13 protein-coding genes are annotated in these 16,985 nt (G+C 48.1%); 10 read left to right on the top strand and 3 right to left on the bottom strand.

The window, feature by feature from the left end; all coding sequences use genetic code 11:
* From pheT to AXX12_RS03345, 7 genes are all read left to right on the top strand, one after another.
* On the top strand, positions 1 to 2,433 hold the full coding sequence (gene pheT / locus AXX12_RS03375) for a phenylalanine--tRNA ligase subunit beta (protein WP_066238165.1): 2,433 nt from the start codon (positions 1 to 3) through the stop codon (positions 2,431 to 2,433).
* A 94-nt stretch (positions 2,434 to 2,527) separates the two neighbouring features.
* Positions 2,528 to 2,785: a cell division protein ZapA gene (locus tag AXX12_RS03370; RefSeq protein WP_066238162.1), complete on the top strand. Its 258-nt coding sequence runs from the start codon at positions 2,528 to 2,530 to the stop codon at positions 2,783 to 2,785.
* A 74-nt stretch (positions 2,786 to 2,859) separates the two neighbouring features.
* A complete protein-coding gene (locus AXX12_RS03365; protein ID WP_066238158.1) occupies positions 2,860 to 3,528 on the top strand; it encodes a DUF421 domain-containing protein in 669 nt (222 codons plus the stop codon).
* A gap of 52 nt (positions 3,529 to 3,580) precedes the next feature.
* Positions 3,581 to 4,495, top strand: a complete 915-nt coding sequence (locus AXX12_RS03360) for a metalloenzyme (protein WP_066238156.1) — start codon at positions 3,581 to 3,583, stop codon at positions 4,493 to 4,495.
* On the top strand, positions 4,488 to 7,004 hold the full coding sequence (locus tag AXX12_RS03355) for a DUF3656 domain-containing U32 family peptidase (RefSeq protein WP_066238154.1): 2,517 nt from the start codon (positions 4,488 to 4,490) through the stop codon (positions 7,002 to 7,004). The genes AXX12_RS03360 and AXX12_RS03355 overlap by 8 nt, the downstream gene beginning before the upstream one ends.
* Before the next feature lie 11 nt (positions 7,005 to 7,015).
* Positions 7,016 to 9,373 (top strand): endonuclease MutS2, encoded by a 2,358-nt coding sequence (locus AXX12_RS03350; RefSeq protein WP_066238153.1) that lies wholly within the window; start codon positions 7,016 to 7,018, stop codon positions 9,371 to 9,373.
* Between the two features lie 275 nt (positions 9,374 to 9,648).
* On the top strand, positions 9,649 to 10,179 hold the full coding sequence (locus tag AXX12_RS03345; RefSeq protein WP_066238150.1) for a ferredoxin domain-containing protein: 531 nt from the start codon (positions 9,649 to 9,651) through the stop codon (positions 10,177 to 10,179).
* A gap of 344 nt (positions 10,180 to 10,523) precedes the next feature.
* Here AXX12_RS03345 and AXX12_RS03340 read toward each other — a convergent pair whose 3' ends face one another.
* Positions 10,524 to 11,045, bottom strand: a complete 522-nt coding sequence (locus AXX12_RS03340; RefSeq protein WP_066238148.1) for a hypothetical protein — start codon at positions 11,043 to 11,045, stop codon at positions 10,524 to 10,526.
* A gap of 12 nt (positions 11,046 to 11,057) precedes the next feature.
* Positions 11,058 to 11,378, bottom strand: coding sequence for a YbaB/EbfC family nucleoid-associated protein (locus AXX12_RS03335; protein ID WP_066238146.1), 321 nt, complete (start codon positions 11,376 to 11,378; stop codon positions 11,058 to 11,060).
* Positions 11,379 to 11,480: 102 nt separating this feature from the next.
* Here AXX12_RS03335 and AXX12_RS03330 point away from each other — a divergent pair, with 102 nt between their 5' ends.
* Positions 11,481 to 11,822, top strand: a complete 342-nt coding sequence (locus AXX12_RS03330; RefSeq protein ID WP_066238144.1) for a hypothetical protein — start codon at positions 11,481 to 11,483, stop codon at positions 11,820 to 11,822.
* Between the two features lie 583 nt (positions 11,823 to 12,405).
* On the opposite strand, the gene AXX12_RS03325 is transcribed toward AXX12_RS03330, so the two are convergent.
* Positions 12,406 to 14,568 carry a transglycosylase domain-containing protein gene (locus tag AXX12_RS03325; RefSeq protein WP_066238142.1) on the bottom strand — a complete coding sequence of 721 codons (2,163 nt, stop codon included), beginning with the start codon at positions 14,566 to 14,568 and terminating at the stop codon, positions 12,406 to 12,408.
* A gap of 171 nt (positions 14,569 to 14,739) precedes the next feature.
* On the opposite strand from AXX12_RS03325, the gene tyrS reads away from it, so the two are divergent.
* Both tyrS and yunB read left to right on the top strand, forming a co-directional pair.
* Positions 14,740 to 15,945 (top strand): tyrosine--tRNA ligase, encoded by a 1,206-nt coding sequence (gene tyrS, locus AXX12_RS03320; protein ID WP_066238140.1) that lies wholly within the window; start codon positions 14,740 to 14,742, stop codon positions 15,943 to 15,945.
* A 108-nt stretch (positions 15,946 to 16,053) separates the two neighbouring features.
* On the top strand, positions 16,054 to 16,737 hold the full coding sequence (yunB, locus tag AXX12_RS03315; RefSeq protein WP_066238137.1) for a sporulation protein YunB: 684 nt from the start codon (positions 16,054 to 16,056) through the stop codon (positions 16,735 to 16,737).
* The last annotated feature ends 248 nt before the right edge of the window (positions 16,738 to 16,985 follow it).

The following is a 16,985-nucleotide window of genomic DNA, read 5'->3' as shown; positions in this document are numbered from 1 at the left end:
ATGAGAGCGTCATATAAATGGCTGAAGGATTACGTTGAGTTCGATCTGGGAGCAGAACAATTGGCTGATAAATTAACGATGGCTGGCGTGCCGGTTGAGATGATCGAATATTTAGGGGAAAACCTTGAAAATGTGGTTACAGGTAAACTGCTGTCTGTAACACAACATCCAAATGCTGATAAATTGTTTGTTTGTAAAACCGACACTGGCACTGAGGTTGTTACTATCGTGACTGGCGCGACCAATGTTCGTGACGGCCAAATTGTCCCTGTTGCCTTGCCTGGAGCTAAGCTGCCTGTTGGTAAAGAAATTAAACAGGCAGTATTGCGTGGCGTTGAATCATCAGGGATGCTGTGTTCGGCAGAGGAACTGGGCATTGACGCCAAACTGCTTTCAGCAGAAGCAAGGGACGGAATCTTCATTTTGCCGCAAGATACGCCTGTTGGTCAGGACATTAAGGAAGTTCTCGGCTTAGATGATATTGCATTGGAATTTGAGTTGACCGCCAACCGGGCAGATTGTTTCAGCATGTTGGGACTGGCCCGGGAAATAGCTGTTTTAACTGAAGGTGTTTTGAAAAAGCCGATGCTCAACCTGCGCGAGGTCGGCAGTGAACGCACGGTTGACTTAGTTAATATCACGATTGCAGAACCTGAGCTGTGCGCTCGTTTTACTGGCAGAGTGCTGCAAAATGTCAGAGTGTTTCCTTCACCGTTGTGGATGCAGCGCCGTCTGCGGGCAGCAGGCATGAGGCCAATCAATAATGTTGTTGATGTGACTAATTATGTCATGCTTGAGCTAGGTCAGCCCATGCATGCATATGACTATAACCTACTTGCCCGTCACAGCATCATTGTTCGCCGGGCTCAACCTGGCGAGAAACTAACAACGCTTGACGGGGTAAAGCGTGATTTAAGTCCTGAGATGTTGGTCATTGCCGATGCGGTACAAGCGGTCGGCGTGGCTGGTGTGATGGGCGGTTTGGTGACCGAAGTTACGAACTCTACCCAAACTGTACTGTTGGAAGCTGCTGCGTTTCATCCGGCAAGTATTCGGCGCACCGCCCGTGCGTTGGGACTGCGGTCTGAGGCATCCGGTCGCTTTGAACGCGGTGTTGACGTGACAAATGTGGTGAGGGCGCTTGATCGCGCTGCCAAATTGCTTGAAGATATGGGAGCCTGTACGGTTTGCCCGACGGTGGCAGACAACTATCCGCGGTTAGAGCTTCCCCGCAAGCTGGATTTTTCGCCGGTATTCATCAATGAATACCTGGGAACAGACATTGCGCGGGAAAAGATGATCGATATCCTCGAACGCTTGGAGTTTGAGGTGGAAGATCACGGTGACATGATCTCAGTTACTGTACCGTCCTGGCGGTCAGATGTTAGCAGACCTGCGGATATCAGCGAAGAGATTGCTAGGGTGGTGGGTTTTGAGGCCATTCCAGCTACTACTCCCTATGGGCAAATGGAGCAGGGACGTCAGAGCTACCAGCAGTCCATTCGCGATCTGGTGCAGGACATGATGTCTGGGATGGGTTTTGATGAGATTATTTCGCTAAGCTTCTCTCATCCATCTACTTTGGATAAGCTGAATGTCGCGGCAGGGAGCCCGCTGCGTCAGGTAATTCCTGTGATGAATCCAATTACAGATGAGTTTCCGGTATTACGCACCACTCTACTGGGTGGTATCATGCAGACCATTACTCTGAATCTGTCGCGAAAGAACGAAAATCTAAAGATTTATGAGTTGGGTGCAGTGTATTGGCCTAAGGCATTACCGCTAACAGAGCTACCACAAGAGCCGATTAAACTCGTGGCGGCTATGCTGGGACGCAGACATGGTGAGACGTGGAATCAGTCAGGGGAAGCGGTCGACTTCTTTGATGCTAAAGGGGCCGTGGAAGAAATCTTAGCTGGCTTAGGTATCGACGGCGTCGATGTGACTACAGGCGAGCACTATGCGATGCATCCAGGGAAAACGGCGATTTTCTCTCGTCAGGGCCAGGAGTTGGCGGTTGTAGGTGAAATCCATCCTAAGGTGCTTGACGCTTATGGGATTAACCGTAAGATCTATGCGTTCGAAATAGATATGGAAGCGGTTATTGAACAAGCCTCATTGATCGGGACTTATCGTTCACTGCCCCGTTTCCCGGCGATTAGCCGAGACTTGGCGGTTGTGCTTGACGCACAGATTCCGGCGGCGAGAGTTGCCCAGGAAATCACGGTGAGTGGTGGACCTTTACTGCAAGATGTACGGCTCTTTGACGTTTACGCAGGCGAACAAGTGCAGGCAGGCATGCGTAGTCTAGCTTTCTCACTGACATTCCGCGCGGCCGATCGGACGTTGACTGATGAGGAAGTAGAGATTCACAGTCGGGCAATCGTGTCCAGGTTGGAAAATGAATTGTCGGCAAAATTGCGGTTGGCCTAACGTATCGATCAACTGCCGTATAACGGATGCCAGAAGGATTTTGATTCAACCGCGTGGAATAGTATCTGCATATGGAGTGCGCGGGGGATGTACAATGGATGATCGGCAGACGAAAGTAACGGTTGAGTTTTTAGGCGAGCAATACCCGATTAAGGGGGATGCGGAGGCGGAACGTATTACGCGGGTAGCTGTTTGGCTAAATGATCGGATGAAGAAGATTGCACAGTCAAATTCCCGCTTATCCTCTCGTCAAATTGCTATTATGACAGCCATGAATTTAGCGGATGATTACCTTAAGCTAGAGGCAGATTACCGCGCTTTGATGGAAATGGTGAAACAGCAGGCGCGCTAGCATTATTTCATGTGCTTTGATGCAGAATATCGCTTTCTTAGGCGGCGAATACTAGTATCTAGGAGGCGAATTCTGTGTTTGAGTACAACAATGCGGGACTCATTATATTGCGGCTTGCTCTAATTTTTACAGCGGCGCTAATTGTTGTTCGCAAAATGGGAAACCGCACAGTTGGTCAGTTATCGCCGTTTGACTTTGTGCTGCTGGTGGGAATCGGCGATATTGTTGTGACTATTGCACTAGAAACAGACAGGAGTCTGTTGCCGGGAATAGAAACTCTTGTCGGCTTGTTGCTACTGCAGCAGATATTAGGCTGGCTTGCCTTGAAAAGTACCACCTTGCGCAAGTGGGTTGAAGGAGTCCCCATCGAGCTGATTGAAGACGGTCGTCTTTTAAAAGATAATTTCGTGAAGACTCATTTCAACTATGATGATTTGCGGCAAGAACTGCATAAGCAAGGTATGGACCTGTCAAATCTAAAAGATATTAAACTGGCCAGACTGGAAAGCTGCGGTGAGTTTACGGTGGTCCGAACCTGGGAAACCGAACCTCTAACCAGAGGAGATTTTGAAGCCTATCTGAATTCCTCTACAGATAATCCGCTAAGCCCCCAGGGGCGGCGCTGGGCACGTATTGAGCAGGCGCTTGAGGATGTTCATTTTATTGCAGAAACGCTTAAACAGCAACCGCCTGTTGCGCCCCGAACCGGTGAGGCGGAAGTGCAAGCGAAGAATCTAGAGTAACAAAGAAGAAGGGGGAGCCCTTCTTCTTTTCGGATTGAAGAGAGTGTGGCTTATGCGGGTATTATTAATTTTTATTGATGGATTTGGTTTAGGACCGGCTGATCCTGCGATTAATCCATTGGTCCGCTTTCCAGGAAAGTTTTTCCCTTCCCTATTAGGTGGTCCGTTGAGTAGGGATATAGCTTCGCTGCGATCCGATAGGCTTTCTTTTGCTCCTATTGACGCTACGTTAGGCGTTGCAGGACTACCGCAAAGCGCAACCGGACAAACTAGTCTGTTTACCGGCATCAATGCATCAAAAATAATGGGACGACACGTCCAGGCCTTCCCTGGTCCGCAATTGTCTGCGATTATTGGTGAGTCGGGTATCATGGGACGCTTAAAACCCCAAGGCTTTGCTGTGACTTCAGCCAACATGTACACGCCGAACTATATGGACCAGGTAGCCGCTCGCAAGCGTCGCCATTCAGCAACAACACTGATGATTCTTGCCGCTGATGAGCGACTGCGAACCCTGCCTGATATGCTTGCAGGCAGGGCGGTTTATCAAGATATTACTAATCAGATGTTACCCGAATTTAGCATTGAAGCCCCGCTCATCTCTCCGACTGAAGCAGGTCATCGTTTGGTAAATATCGCAGCAGACCATCATTTTACACTATTTGAATATTTTCAGACTGACCGCTGGGGACACAAGCAAAATTGGGAGAAGGCAGAAGCGGTGCTACGTGTTCTTGACGAATTTCTTTGTGCTGTTTATCAAGCCGCTTCCTCAGATCTGCTGGTGGTTGTGACCAGCGATCATGGCAATTTTGAAGACTTCAGTATTAGGACCCATACGTTGAATCCTGTTCCCTGCCTAATTTTTGGCCCACAGGCTTCAACTGTCGGTGAATCGGTATATGATCTGACTGGTTTGGCGCCAGCGATGATATCCTATATAAAAAGGGGGGCGCTTCATGAGTAACGCCAATCGAAAGTTGGAATTATTGGCGCCGGCGGGGAGCCTAGAGGCGGCTACGGCCGCGGTAGAAGCCGGCGCAAACGCGATTTATCTTGGTGGCAAGATGTTTGGCGCGCGCCACTATGCACCTAACTTTGATGATGAGACTTTAGCAGGTGTAGTTCGTTATGCGCATGTACGCGGCGTTTCTGTTTATATCACTGTGAATACACTTGTTGACAATAGTGAAATACCGGCACTTGTGTCCTATCTCCGATTTCTTTACGAAATTGGCGTGGACGCAATTCTTGTCCAAGATGTCGGTGTAGCGTCGATTGCTGCGAAAGTTGTTCCACACATGCCCCTTCACGCCAGTACGCAGATGACGATTCATAACTTGGCCGGGGTGGAGTTTCTGGCTAAACAGGGCTTCACTCGGGTCGTATTGGCTAGAGAAGTATCTCTTAATGATATTAAATATATCTGTCGTCATTCGCCGATCGAAATTGAGACATTTGTTCATGGCGCACTGTGTATTTGTTATTCTGGGCAATGCTTAATGAGCAGTATGATTGGCGGTCGGAGCGGCAACCGGGGCCAATGCGCGCAGCCCTGCCGCCTGCCATATTCTTTAGTTGGCAGTGAGGGCGAACTTCTCAAACCAGAAGATGCCGGTGAGTATCTGTTAAGTCCGAAAGACCTCTGCACGCTTGATCTTCTGCCACAGCTCATCGAGGCTGGAGTTACATCATTTAAGCTGGAAGGGCGCATGAAGCGACCGGAATATGTTGCTATTGCAGTGGATACATATCGTCAGGCAATTGATCGTTATTTGGCGTCGCCGTCAACCTATTCTGTGCTACCGAATGAAGTGAAGGACCTAGCCCAGAGTTTTAATCGGGGCTTTACTAGCGCCTATTTGCTGAAAAATGAGGGTCCGGATATGATGAGTGACCGGCGGCCGAATAACCGAGGGGTTCATATCGGACGTGTCACCGGCTATGACGCTCAAAGCAGGCTGGCTATTATAAAACTGGAAGCTCCGCTGTCTGTAGGCGATATCATCGAGTGCTGGGTTAAAGTCGGCGGCAGGGTGAATATCACGGTTACCTCATTGATGATCAGCGGCAGAGATGTTGAAGCTGCTGAAGCCGGCAACGAAGTGGCCATTCCAGTTCAGAGTTCTGTTAAGTTGAATGATCGCGTCTTTAAGACCTTTGATATTCGTTTGACAACAAAGGCAAGATCCTTTTTTGCAGAAGGAGATGGCAGACGCAAAATCGGTGTTGCTGTATCCGTAACTGCCCACAAGGGTCAACCGTTGCTTGTCACATTCCAAGATGAAACTGGGTTTTGCGGCCAAGCGGTGACTGCATTTATTACTGAAGCAGCCCGAAATAGACCGCTAGACGACACCGTAGTGGCTAAACAAGTGGGCAGGTTAGGCAATACCGCTTTTTCTCTTCACAGCTTAACAGCCGACATTGAACCTGGAGTCATGGTACCGGTGAGTGAGATTAATGATGCGCGGCGACGGGCGGTTGAGGCACTTGAACAGGCACGGCTTGAGGCATTTTCCCGGCCACCGCTGCCGGTTAAACCTGCTGTACTTTTGCCAGAACGGTCCTCTGACCGAAAGAGTCGGACCAGACCGGAGCTGTCAGTTAATGTTGATACAGTCGAAAAGGCCGAAGTGGCGCTACAACAGGGAGCCGACATTATTTTGTTCGGCGGCGAAACCTACTCCCATCACCCGATCACTACGGAGGACTACCGACAAGTCGTTGCAGCGGCGCGACGATGCAATAAACGAGTTGTGCTGACCACACCTCGAATTGTCAAGGAGTGGCAGACGCCGTTATTAAAGAAGACGCTGGAGTTGTTTGCTGAGCTGGCGCCAGATTCGATCGGAGTCACGAACATTGGTACTATAGAAATCGCCAAACAAATAACAAATCTGCCGCTAGTAGGCGATTTTCCTCTCAACATATTTAATGTTGCCGCAGTCAATTTCTATGCGGAGCATGGCTTGGTTGGCATGACTCTTTCGCCTGAATTAACGTTCACGCAGATTGCCGATTTAACAGACCGTGTTCCGGTCACACTGGAGTGCTTGGTGCACGGCCGTCTGCCGCTGATGACTTCCGAACATTGTATTGTTGGCAGCAGACTTGGCGGACGGGCTTGCGGAAGCTGCAAGGCTACTTGTGAACAACGCCAGTATTGGCTGCGTGATCGAAAAGGCGAGCGATTCCCTGTGGTTACCGATCAATTCGGCCGTATGCATATTCTCAATGCGAAGGAACTCAGTTTACTACCGCATGTAGCGCAGTTTGGCCGAATCGGGGTAAATGTACTACGCATTGAAGCCAAGGCAGAAGAACCTAAGCGCTTGGGACATATTGTGAGCTTGTATCGTCGCCTGCTTGAACTTGAGGCAGAGCCTTCCAACGAATTACTTGATCAAATTTCTTCCCTCGAGCATGAAAATATTACACGCGGTCATTATTTTCGAGGGGTTTTGAAAGATTAGGAGAGATCAACATGGATGATTCTGTACTTGGAGCGCTCGAATATCTGAAAGTTCGTGAGATGCTGGCTGCCCGGACTGGGTCAGCATTGGGACGAGAATTGGCTGAATCACTTTTGCCTGTGAATGACGAGCATGTTGTCAGACTGAGGTTGGACGAGACTGATGAAGCCGTTCGGCTATTGTCCACTGAGGCGTCTGTACCGTTAGGGGGGGCTCGCGATATTCGGGCGCAACTAAAACGCGCTCGAATCGGCGGCATTTTGGAGCCTTTTGAGATCCAGTTAGTCGGTTCGGTTTTGTATGCATCTCGCCGCATGCGGACCTTCTTTGCCTCTCTACAGAAGCCTTATCTTTTGTTGAATGAGGCTGCGATGCAAATCACGGTGCTTCGTAGTCTCGAAAGTGAGATTGAGAATACAATTGCCGAGAATGGAGATGTACAGGATGATGCTTCGCCTGAGCTCTCAAGACTCAGGCGAGAGATCCGGCAAGGCCAGCATCGGGTTCGCGAAAAGCTGGAGAATATCTTGCGATCCTCCGAATACCAGAAGTATTTCCAGGAAACGCTGGTGACGATCCGAGGAGATCGGTATGTCATACCGGTAAAACAGGAGTATCGGCAGCACTTTCCCGGCATTGTGCATGACCAGTCCTCCAGTGGCGCGACGGTATTTATCGAACCGATGGCTGTTGTCAATCTGAATAATGACTTAAAGCAGGCCCAAGCCGCTGAACGCATTGAGGTGGAACGCATCCTGCAAATGCTGAGCGCAAAGATTGCTCAAGTCGCCGATGTTCTGCAAACTAATTGTGACGTATTGGCCCAATTGGATTTTTGTTTTGCGAAGAGCAAACTAGCTCTGGATATGAAAGCACACTGCCCACAGATCAATACTGACGGCTGGGTGAATCTGCGGCAGGCCAGGCATCCGCTTATACCGGCGGCGGTCGTTGTTCCTATCGATATCTATATTGGCAGACTTTTTTCTACTCTGCTAATCACCGGTCCTAATACCGGCGGCAAGACTGTAGCTCTAAAAACAGTTGGCCTTTTCGCACTAATGACCCAGGCAGGACTGTTTATTCCAGCGGTAGAGGGAGCAGAGATGCCTGTCTTTCAAGGAATTTACGCTGATATTGGCGATGAACAGAGCATTGAACACAGTTTAAGCACATTTTCCGCTCATATGACTAATTTGGTGCGCATATTGAATAAAGTGCAGCCCGGAGACCTAGTGCTAATTGATGAAATTGGCATTGGTACTGACCCCGATGAGGGGGCGACGCTGGCTATGGCAATTCTCGAATATTTACACGATTTGGGCGCGCGTACCATTGCTACAACTCATTTTAGCGAATTGAAGACCTTTGCCTATACGCGTGCTGGGATTGAAAATGCCAGTGTTGAGTTTGATCATCAGACACTGAGGCCTACCTATCGTTTGTTAATTGGGGTGCCCGGTAGTAGTAATGCGTTTCAGATCAGCCGCCGACTGGGACTTTCTGATTCTGTCATTGAGCGGGCCCAGAAGTTGCTCAACAAAGAGCATGGAGAGTTCGAACTGGTGCTGCGTGCCTTAGAAGACGAAAAGAAAGAGTACCATCGCCGCAATGACGAAATAGAAAAGCTTGTGCAACAGTCGAATGAGATGCGGCGCGCCTCGGCTGAAGAACGAGAGTCGCTAGCCGCACGCAAAGCCGAAATATTGAATAAGGCAAAGGCGGATGCTGCTGCGGTCGTTAGACAGGCAAGGCGTGAAGCAGAGGAGATCATTGAACAGTTAAAAGCGCAATGGAACGCCACCAGCGACAAGGAACGTAGTGCAGCTCTTTCTAATGCCAAACAAAGACTCAAGAACGCTATGGGCGACTATGGTCAACTCGAAGATGCTAGGGCAACTCTGCCGAGGGCTAACGCAGCCTCGTTGTTGCCAGGAACAAGGGTGTGGGTGGCTTCGCTTCAACAGCAAGGAACGGTTGTATCAACGAGCGGAGAATCCGTCCTTGTGCAATTAGGTATTCTAAAGATGAATGTTCCGATTACCGATTGTCGCCTTTTGGCGGAAGAAGCTATACCCCCGAAGGCAAATAGAAGCGGTGCCGTGAATTTCAACAAAGTGCAGTCAGCCTCGCGAGAAATGGATATTCGTGGCGTTACTGTTGAGGAAGGTGAGGCCCTACTCGATAAGTTTCTTGATGATGCAGTAGTGGCAGGCCTAACAGACGTTTTAGTCATCCACGGTAAAGGGACTGGTGCTTTGCGCAAAGGTATCCGCGCCTATTTAAAAGACCACCATCATGTAAAAAGTATACAAATTGCTGAGTTAAATGAGGGTGGAGATGGCGCAACTGCGGTCAAATTAAAATAGACTATCATAAGATGATAGACAGCTTGTTGACAACCTATTTTCCAGACCGTTGAGAAATGTCCAGATGTTGTTACCTATGAGACTAGCAACTATCCGACGCAGGAAAACGGAGTAGCATCACTAGGCAGCCCGAGGAAGCGCGCGCAGACAGTACGTTCGCAGGGTACGGCAAGCGCGCTCCCGCAGGGCTAACAACGCAGATGGGCGTTTATCAACGGTCTGACTATCATAGGATGATAGAATTGGTCGTGAAGGAAATGTAAGGGGTGGAGAGTATGCGTGTGAAAAGTCACGAGATGGAAGAACGCGGCGCTTTACAAGTAGCGGAGCTCATGTGTTTGGCCGCTCGCACCGCACCGAAGGGGCGCGGTGTGGATAATCTGGCGACACTCGTTGTGACAGGCAGAGACAAAGATATTCTGTCTGCGGAAATGCGAAAGATTGCCAAAGAATCAGGCTCGCAGTTCTTTGAGCGTGACGCGAATTGTGTTGATAAAGCAGTAGCTGTGATACTGCTCGGACAGAAAGTTAGCGTGATGGGAGTTGTCCCTTGCGGCTATTGTGGCTATGCCAATTGTGCTGAAAATGTAAAACACAAAGGAATGTGCGCTGTTAGTATCGGCGATCTTGGCATAGCTCTCGGCTCGGCCGTTAGTGTGGCTGCGCAGCACCGGGTTGACAACCGTGTCATGTTTTCCATCGGCCGCGCCGCACTAAATCTGGAGTATTTCGAGGAAGCGGTTACTATAGTCTATGGTATTCCGCTGAGTGTAAGCGGCAAGAGTCCATTCTTTGATCGAGGCTAGTCAAGACAGTCAAGAACGCTCATAAAGCCCCATCTGCGTTGCACCCGTACAGGGCAGGCAGCCAACTCCATTGAACAGGACGTTCAGGTGCCGCGAAGGCCATGGACGGCCGAGAGCGGCGAATGCGCTAAAGCGCCAAGAGTTGCGCACTTAGCCCCGCCACCCCATTGCTAGCGTACCCTTTTGTACGCGTCGCTGCCGGGGCGGTGGGGCTGCCATTCTGCCCTCAGGTTTATCACTAGCCTCGTAGGCAACAACACCTGGGCCTTTCTGAGCGGTCTTGATGAAGTGATAAGATATCTAGGCAAGTAAAAACCAGCCTTTTCTAGGCTGGTTTTTTGCAGTTAAAAACTAGACTTCCAATTTAAATAACGGCTATTAGCTGTTTTTTTTTCTGCCGGATCACGGGGAATAATGTGTGGCGCTTCCTCAGCTTCCGGCGCGACCGGAAGCGCCCGGGGCTCCCCCTTCGGTTCAGCCTTCTCCTGCTTTGGGCTTTCGGGCTTTTCGCCTCCTCCCATACTGTTAATTAAACCGAGAACAGTCGCAATGGTCGTAGGGTTCAGTTTAGACTTCATTTGTGGGCTATTGAGCAAAGGGAGTAAGGACATCAACGCATCTGGCGAGGGACCCGTGCCGTCGCCTTTCGTTAGGTCGCCAAGAAGCTTACCCAGCCCGCCCACAGCTGATGGCGCCGCCACGGCAGAGGTTGAATGAGTGTTGCGTTGGAGAATGGAAATCAGGCAGAACAGAGTTAAAATATTGATCAGGGCATCATAACTCGCTCCGTCGTTAACCATCTTCTCCGTAATGCGGAAGATCGTATTCCATAAGGAAACTGGAGCATCGGCAGTTTCAGTCGCCATACTTGTTCCTCCTTAAAACAGGCCGGGGATTTTAGGAAGATTCAATTCACCAGCCAACTTATCCATAGCTGTTTTATGCATTTCGCGTGACTGAATGAATCCGTTATTAATAGTGGTAATCAATAAATCTTGTAGCAGAGTAGCCGACTCGGGAGTAATATATTTGGGATTGATTTCAAGGGCTACAATTTGCTGCTGCCCATTGAGCGTTACTTTTACCATATCGCTGCCCGATACTTCGATCAATTCATTTTTTAACTGTTCCTCCATATTCGCAACATTTTGCTGTAGCCGCTTCACCATTTCCATTACATTACCGAACTGCTCCAACACAATTATTCCTCCTTTCGCATAAGGTTTTGCTATTTGGGATTCCTTTTACAGACTAGTTTCATATAATACCTATAGAGACCACCTAAAGGGGGGTGACAGATTATGCGCCTTCGAAAATGGCGACTTCGTGGAAAACATCCACAAGCGGTTGCCACTACTGCGACACAGGTAACTTCCAAAGAAGCAAAAGTGGCCGAACCTGTCAGACCAGATGCTATATCTGGTTTGCTGCGCAGGGTAATTAATAATCCAGAGTTTCCTGTACAATTGATGATGGTCATGCTGACAATGTCGTCTGGTAATGTTCGTATGGACCGAAAAATTGACACCATGAGTGCAACCGTGGAAACTGTTCGCAACATTACCAACTTGTTAACCAATACGATGCAGTCGCTTAAAACCGCTGCTGAAGCGCCTCAACAAATTCGTCGTATGTTGCAATAAAAACTTTCGACTCAAGGACCACTAGTAACACTTTTCGCTCCAAATCCATATATTGAACTAGAAAGGTGGATGGCGCTAAAGTGTACGCGGCACATAACCGCCTTTATGAATATACCTTGAAGGAGGTAATGATCAGTGTCAAGATGGTGTGGTTTCGGCGGTGGCGGATCCAGCGTGGTATGGATTATCATCATCATTTTATTGCTGTTCTTCTTTGACGAGGGAGATACCTCAATCTAAACTTGTCAGCGTCCTGATTACAGGATAAAAAATTGGCGAACGCGTTACAGCCGCGGCCGCCGCACTCTGAACAAGCATAAAGGGGGTAACCAGTAATGGCAAGAGGATGCGGATTTGGCGGATTCAATGGTGTATGGATCATCATCATCATCATCCTGCTGCTCTTCTTTGTAGAAGAAGATACTACTTGTATCTAAAGGGTACTTATGCCTGGGAACACGCGTGAGCGTGTTCCTGCATTATTTGAGCGATACTGTTCAGATATCAAATCACTACATGTATATGCGCTCAAAGCAAAAAAAACACGCGTTATTCGCGCGTGTTTTTTTTGCTTGCCAGACGATTATGTTCCAGGTTTGGCTGAAACCGGTTTATCGGGTGGTGGCGGTGGTGGTATGGGGGCAGTTGTGTCACCGCGGGGTGGGGGTGGTGGCAGCTTTTCGTCTGCCTTAGCGGGATCGGACTTACTATCGGGCAGATCTTTTTCGCCTGGTTTTTTTTCCTTTTTCGGGTCATATGTTGAGATTTTATTAGGTTGTGTCCCCGAAATAAATAGTTCTGTACGAGCGTCTTTATCCTTAGGATCTTTTGCTAATAGGCCATCCTTAGTTGATACTGTTGCTGTGACAAACCCGCTGGGGCGCGGGAAGTCGCGCCAAGGCATTTTGGCTACAGCTGCGCTCATAAACTCTTGCCAAATAGTGGCAGGGATTGTGCCGCCAGTAATTCCATCCAAGTACTCGTTATTATCGTTACCCATCCAAACAGCAGTAACTAAATCTGGTGTATAGCCGATGAACCAGGCATCGTTGTAATCACTGGTCGTACCGGTTTTACCGGCTGCCGGTCGTCCAATATTTGCGCCAGTTCCCGTGCCTCGCTGCAGGACGCCTTTCATCATATCTGTAAGAAGGTATGCACTTCGTTCGTTAATTACTGCTTTGCCTTGGGGCTTGTTTTCTTCTAGGACTTGACCATTACGACCAACTACCTTGACAATAGCTGTGGGTTCCATTCTTACCCCCTGATTGGCCAAAACACCATAAGCGCTGGCAATTTCCAGTGGAGTAACGCCACGAGTAAGACCGCCTAACGACATCGCGAGATTACGATCGTTGACTGATCCCTGCATAACTAATGTGGATATTCCCATTTGCTGCGCTAAGTACAACGCCTTATCCGGCCCGACCTGTTGGGCCAATTGCACGGCAACGCCGTTTAACGATAGTTCAAGTGCTGTGCGAAGCGGAACTGGTCCGCGAAATTTATGATCATAGTTCAGCGGAGTCCAGCCGCCAGCATAGGTGATTTTCTTATCGTCGACGATTGAGGCGGCAGTCATGCCATTCTCCACGGCAGCTAAATAGACGAATGGTTTAAAGGCTGAGCCCGGTTGGCGTTCTGCCAAGACGGCACGGTTGAATTGGTCGCCGCCTCGGCCACCGACCATAGCTTTAATATAACCGGTGTGAGGGTCAATACAAACCAACGCGCCTTGGGGCTGTTTAACCCCTTTAATTTGGCCGGTCGTTGGTAATTGTGTCATGACCTTTTCGGCAGTTTTCTGTAGATCGATATCCAAAGTCGTATAGATTTTTAGTCCGTCCTTGTAAACGGCATCTGCTCCATACTTATCGATTAGAATTTGTGTGATATAGTCGATGAAATATGCGCCTACCCCAGAGGGATCGCCTGACTTAGCAGCCAACTTTATCTCTGCTTTTGCCGCTTTACCGGCAGTAGTGCTGTCAATAAAGCCATACTTCACCATCTGATCTAATACTATCATTTGGCGTTCTTTAGCAACTTTAATGTTATTTAAGGGAGAATAATAGTTAGGGCTTTTGGGAATGCCCGCAAGAAGAGCGCACTCACCAAGGGACAAATCTTCTACATTTTTCCCGAAATATACTTGAGCGGCAGCTTGCACCCCATACGCGCCCGCGCCGAAGTAAATTTGGTTTAGGTACATTTCAAAAATCTCTTGTTTAGAATACTGACGTTCAATTTGCAGAGATAGTACTGCTTCCTGGATTTTACGCTTTAACGTTCGCTCTTGCGTCAATAAGGCATTCTTGGCCAGTTGTTGAGTTATCGTGCTGCCGCCTTCAGATACTCCGCGGTCAAGGATATTAGATAAAACTGCCCGACCAATCGCGCGGACATCAATACCTGAGTGCTGATAAAACCGGATATCCTCCGCTGCTAAAAAAGCGGATTGCAGATTTTTAGGAATCTTGCTCAAACTGACCGGAATACGATTTTCAACCGAATGAATGGTTGTGATCAGCTTTCCGTTTACGTCAAACATTTGCGAAGACGCAGCCGGGCGAAATTCTCCTGATAGGCCAGGTGCAGTATGGATGCTGGCAGTAAGAAAGCCTAGCCCAGCCCCGGTAACCATCACAATAAAAATGATAATAGCAATTGCAATGAATGGGGTATAATTCTTTTTCGCGGGACGTTTAGACGGTTTGCTTTCTTGTTTGCTGTTCGTCGAACTCATGGAGCGCCTCCTTGCTCATAACATGGTAAATATTATAGCACAACATGGCAAATGGTAACAGATGTTGTCTAGATTGCAATTTAGATGGCATTATGCTATAATTCCGACATAGTCGTACCAAAATTAGGGAATGTCTTCATAGTAGCTTTTAAGACAGTGAGGGATATAAAAATGGAATCAGTTGAGCATCAATTAGAATGTATTAAACGTGGAGTAGCGGAAATCCTGCCTGAGGCTTCGCTAGTCGAGAAATTGCGGCGCTCAGTTGCAACCGGGACTCCCTTGCGGGTAAAGTTAGGACTCGATCCTACGGCGCCGGATATTCATTTAGGCCACACCGTCGTCTTACGTAAATTAAAACAGTTCCAAGACTTGGGACATCAAATAATAATCGTTATTGGCGATTTCACAGGCCGCATTGGCGATCCTTCAGGAAAAAGTGAGACTCGCAAACAATTAACCGAAGAAGCGATTCAAGTTAATGCTCGGACTTATGAAGAGCAAATCTTCCGAATCCTCGACAGGGAGAAAACGGAAGTTGTATTCAACAGTTCTTGGTTGGCACCATTGAATTTTGCCGACGTTGTTAAATTAGCAGCCAAGTATACTGTGGCGAGAATGCTTGAACGCGAGGATTTCAGTAAACGGTTTAAAGAGTGTCGGCCCATTAGTGTTCATGAGTTCTTTTATCCGCTCATGCAAGGTTACGACTCTGTTGCGTTGAAGGCGGATATTGAGTTTGGCGGCACTGATCAGAAGTTTAATCTATTGATGGGACGACATCTCCAAGAAGAATATGGGCAAGAACCGCAAATTGCCATCATGATGCCGATTCTTGAAGGTCTTGATGGTGTTAATAAGATGTCAAAGAGCCTCGGTAATTATATCGGCATCAACGAGGCACCAACCGAAATTTATGGCAAGGCGATGTCGATTCCTGATGAATTAATGGCAAGATATTATGAACTGGTTACTGATGCATCTAATGACGAATTGGCCAACATTAAACTGGAACTAACAAGTGGAGCCCTGCACCCCCGTGATGCAAAAATGCGCTTAGCTCATACTTTGGTTCGTTTGTACCATGGAGAGGAAGCGGCCAACTTAGCGCAAGCTGAATTCGTGAAAGTATTTCAGCAACATGACATGCCTGATAACATTCCGGAAATTGTTGTTCCGGATAAAAGTAAAATCTGGCTGCCAAAATTGCTAGTACAGCTAAATTTAGCGGCTTCGAACGGTGAAGCCAAACGTAGCATTCAGCAAGGCGCTGTAAAAATTGATGGACACAAGGCTGCTGATCCGGATGCTGAAATTGAACCTGTAACAGGTATGATACTGCAGGTTGGTAAAAGACGATTCGCAAAAATCATTTAAACAATGCAAGACTGTTTCCTTCTATATGAAGAGAACAGTCTTTTAATTTGCACCCTCTGCAGGTTCTTCCCATATACTATTAAACGATATATCGGTGGGGGGAGTAGCATGAGATTTCTCACCAGACGAAGGCGGATTTTCCCCAAAAAGACATTGTTTATCATCTGCTTACTCTTCGTTTTTATTTATTCGTTCTGGCAAATAGAGACCAACCTAAAACCCACTCTGTTGACACTAGCTGAAACCAAGGCGAGAGTTATCGCTACTCAGACAATCAATACGGTAATTATGCAAAAGGTCAGTCAAACAGCATCTCCTAACCAACTCGTTAATGTTCATCTCGACAACCGCGGGCGGGTAGTTCTTATTCAGCCGAATGCAATGGCCTTTAACAAATTGGCAACGGAAACCACGATGGAAGCTCAAGAAGCGCTAAAGTTAATCACCGAAGAGCACATCTACATACCAACTGGTCAAATCTTCGGCAGCCAACTTTTTGCTAGCCACGGTCCTAAGATTGAAGTCTCAATTCTTCCGGTCGGTACTGTTGAGGTCAAGGTTATTGATAAGTTTGAACATGCTGGCATTAATCAGACTCGGCACATGGTATACCTTGCAGCAACAACCAGTATGCGGATCGTTGTGCCGCTTGTAAGTAAGGCTATTGTTGTAAACACGCAAGTGCCAATTGCTGAATATATCGTTGTCGGCGATGTTCCAAGCACCTATTTACAGTTGCCCTTTCAATTCCCAGAGGACGGCGGCGGAAACGGCAAAACCGAAATTCATTAATTTGACACACGCATTATTCCAGATGTGTGTGTCATTTTCCATTAAGTACCTGGTTTGTAATAGAGTATAACTGTTGACAACGTATTTGGCCTGTGGTAGTATATAAAAGTCGCCGAGCGGTATCCGTAACGACAAGGAAACAGAAAATGTGTGTTGACAAGTCAGGGTGGCTGTGTTAACATATATAAGCGTCGCCGGTAACGGCAACGGCGGTTGTAAGCAGCGGAGCTGCTGGCAGCCGAAAGCTC

This window comes from Anaerosporomusa subterranea, assembly GCF_001611555.1.
In the GTDB taxonomy this organism is placed as follows: Bacteria; Bacillota; Negativicutes; order Sporomusales; family Acetonemataceae; genus Anaerosporomusa; species Anaerosporomusa subterranea.
Note: the sequence above shows the minus strand (reverse complement) of the source record. Positions and strands in the feature narration are given on the sequence as shown.

What these genes read in the sequence shown, in the direction of transcription:
- pheT (WP_066238165.1), top strand. Translation starts at nt 1, where the DNA reads ATGAGAGCGTCATATAAATGGCTGAAGGATTACGTTGAGTTCGATCTG.
- AXX12_RS03370 (WP_066238162.1), top strand. Translation starts at nt 2,528, where the DNA reads ATGGATGATCGGCAGACGAAAGTAACGGTTGAGTTTTTAGGCGAGCAA.
- AXX12_RS03360 (WP_066238156.1), top strand. Translation starts at nt 3,581, where the DNA reads ATGCGGGTATTATTAATTTTTATTGATGGATTTGGTTTAGGACCGGCT.
- AXX12_RS03355 (WP_066238154.1), top strand. Translation starts at nt 4,488, where the DNA reads ATGAGTAACGCCAATCGAAAGTTGGAATTATTGGCGCCGGCGGGGAGC.
- AXX12_RS03350 (WP_066238153.1), top strand. Translation starts at nt 7,016, where the DNA reads ATGGATGATTCTGTACTTGGAGCGCTCGAATATCTGAAAGTTCGTGAG.
- AXX12_RS03345 (WP_066238150.1), top strand. Translation starts at nt 9,649, where the DNA reads ATGCGTGTGAAAAGTCACGAGATGGAAGAACGCGGCGCTTTACAAGTA.
- AXX12_RS03340 (WP_066238148.1), bottom strand. Translation starts at nt 11,045, where the DNA reads ATGGCGACTGAAACTGCCGATGCTCCAGTTTCCTTATGGAATACGATC.
- AXX12_RS03330 (WP_066238144.1), top strand. Translation starts at nt 11,481, where the DNA reads ATGCGCCTTCGAAAATGGCGACTTCGTGGAAAACATCCACAAGCGGTT.
- AXX12_RS03325 (WP_066238142.1), bottom strand. Translation starts at nt 14,568, where the DNA reads ATGAGTTCGACGAACAGCAAACAAGAAAGCAAACCGTCTAAACGTCCC.
- tyrS (WP_066238140.1), top strand. Translation starts at nt 14,740, where the DNA reads ATGGAATCAGTTGAGCATCAATTAGAATGTATTAAACGTGGAGTAGCG.
- yunB (WP_066238137.1), top strand. Translation starts at nt 16,054, where the DNA reads ATGAGATTTCTCACCAGACGAAGGCGGATTTTCCCCAAAAAGACATTG.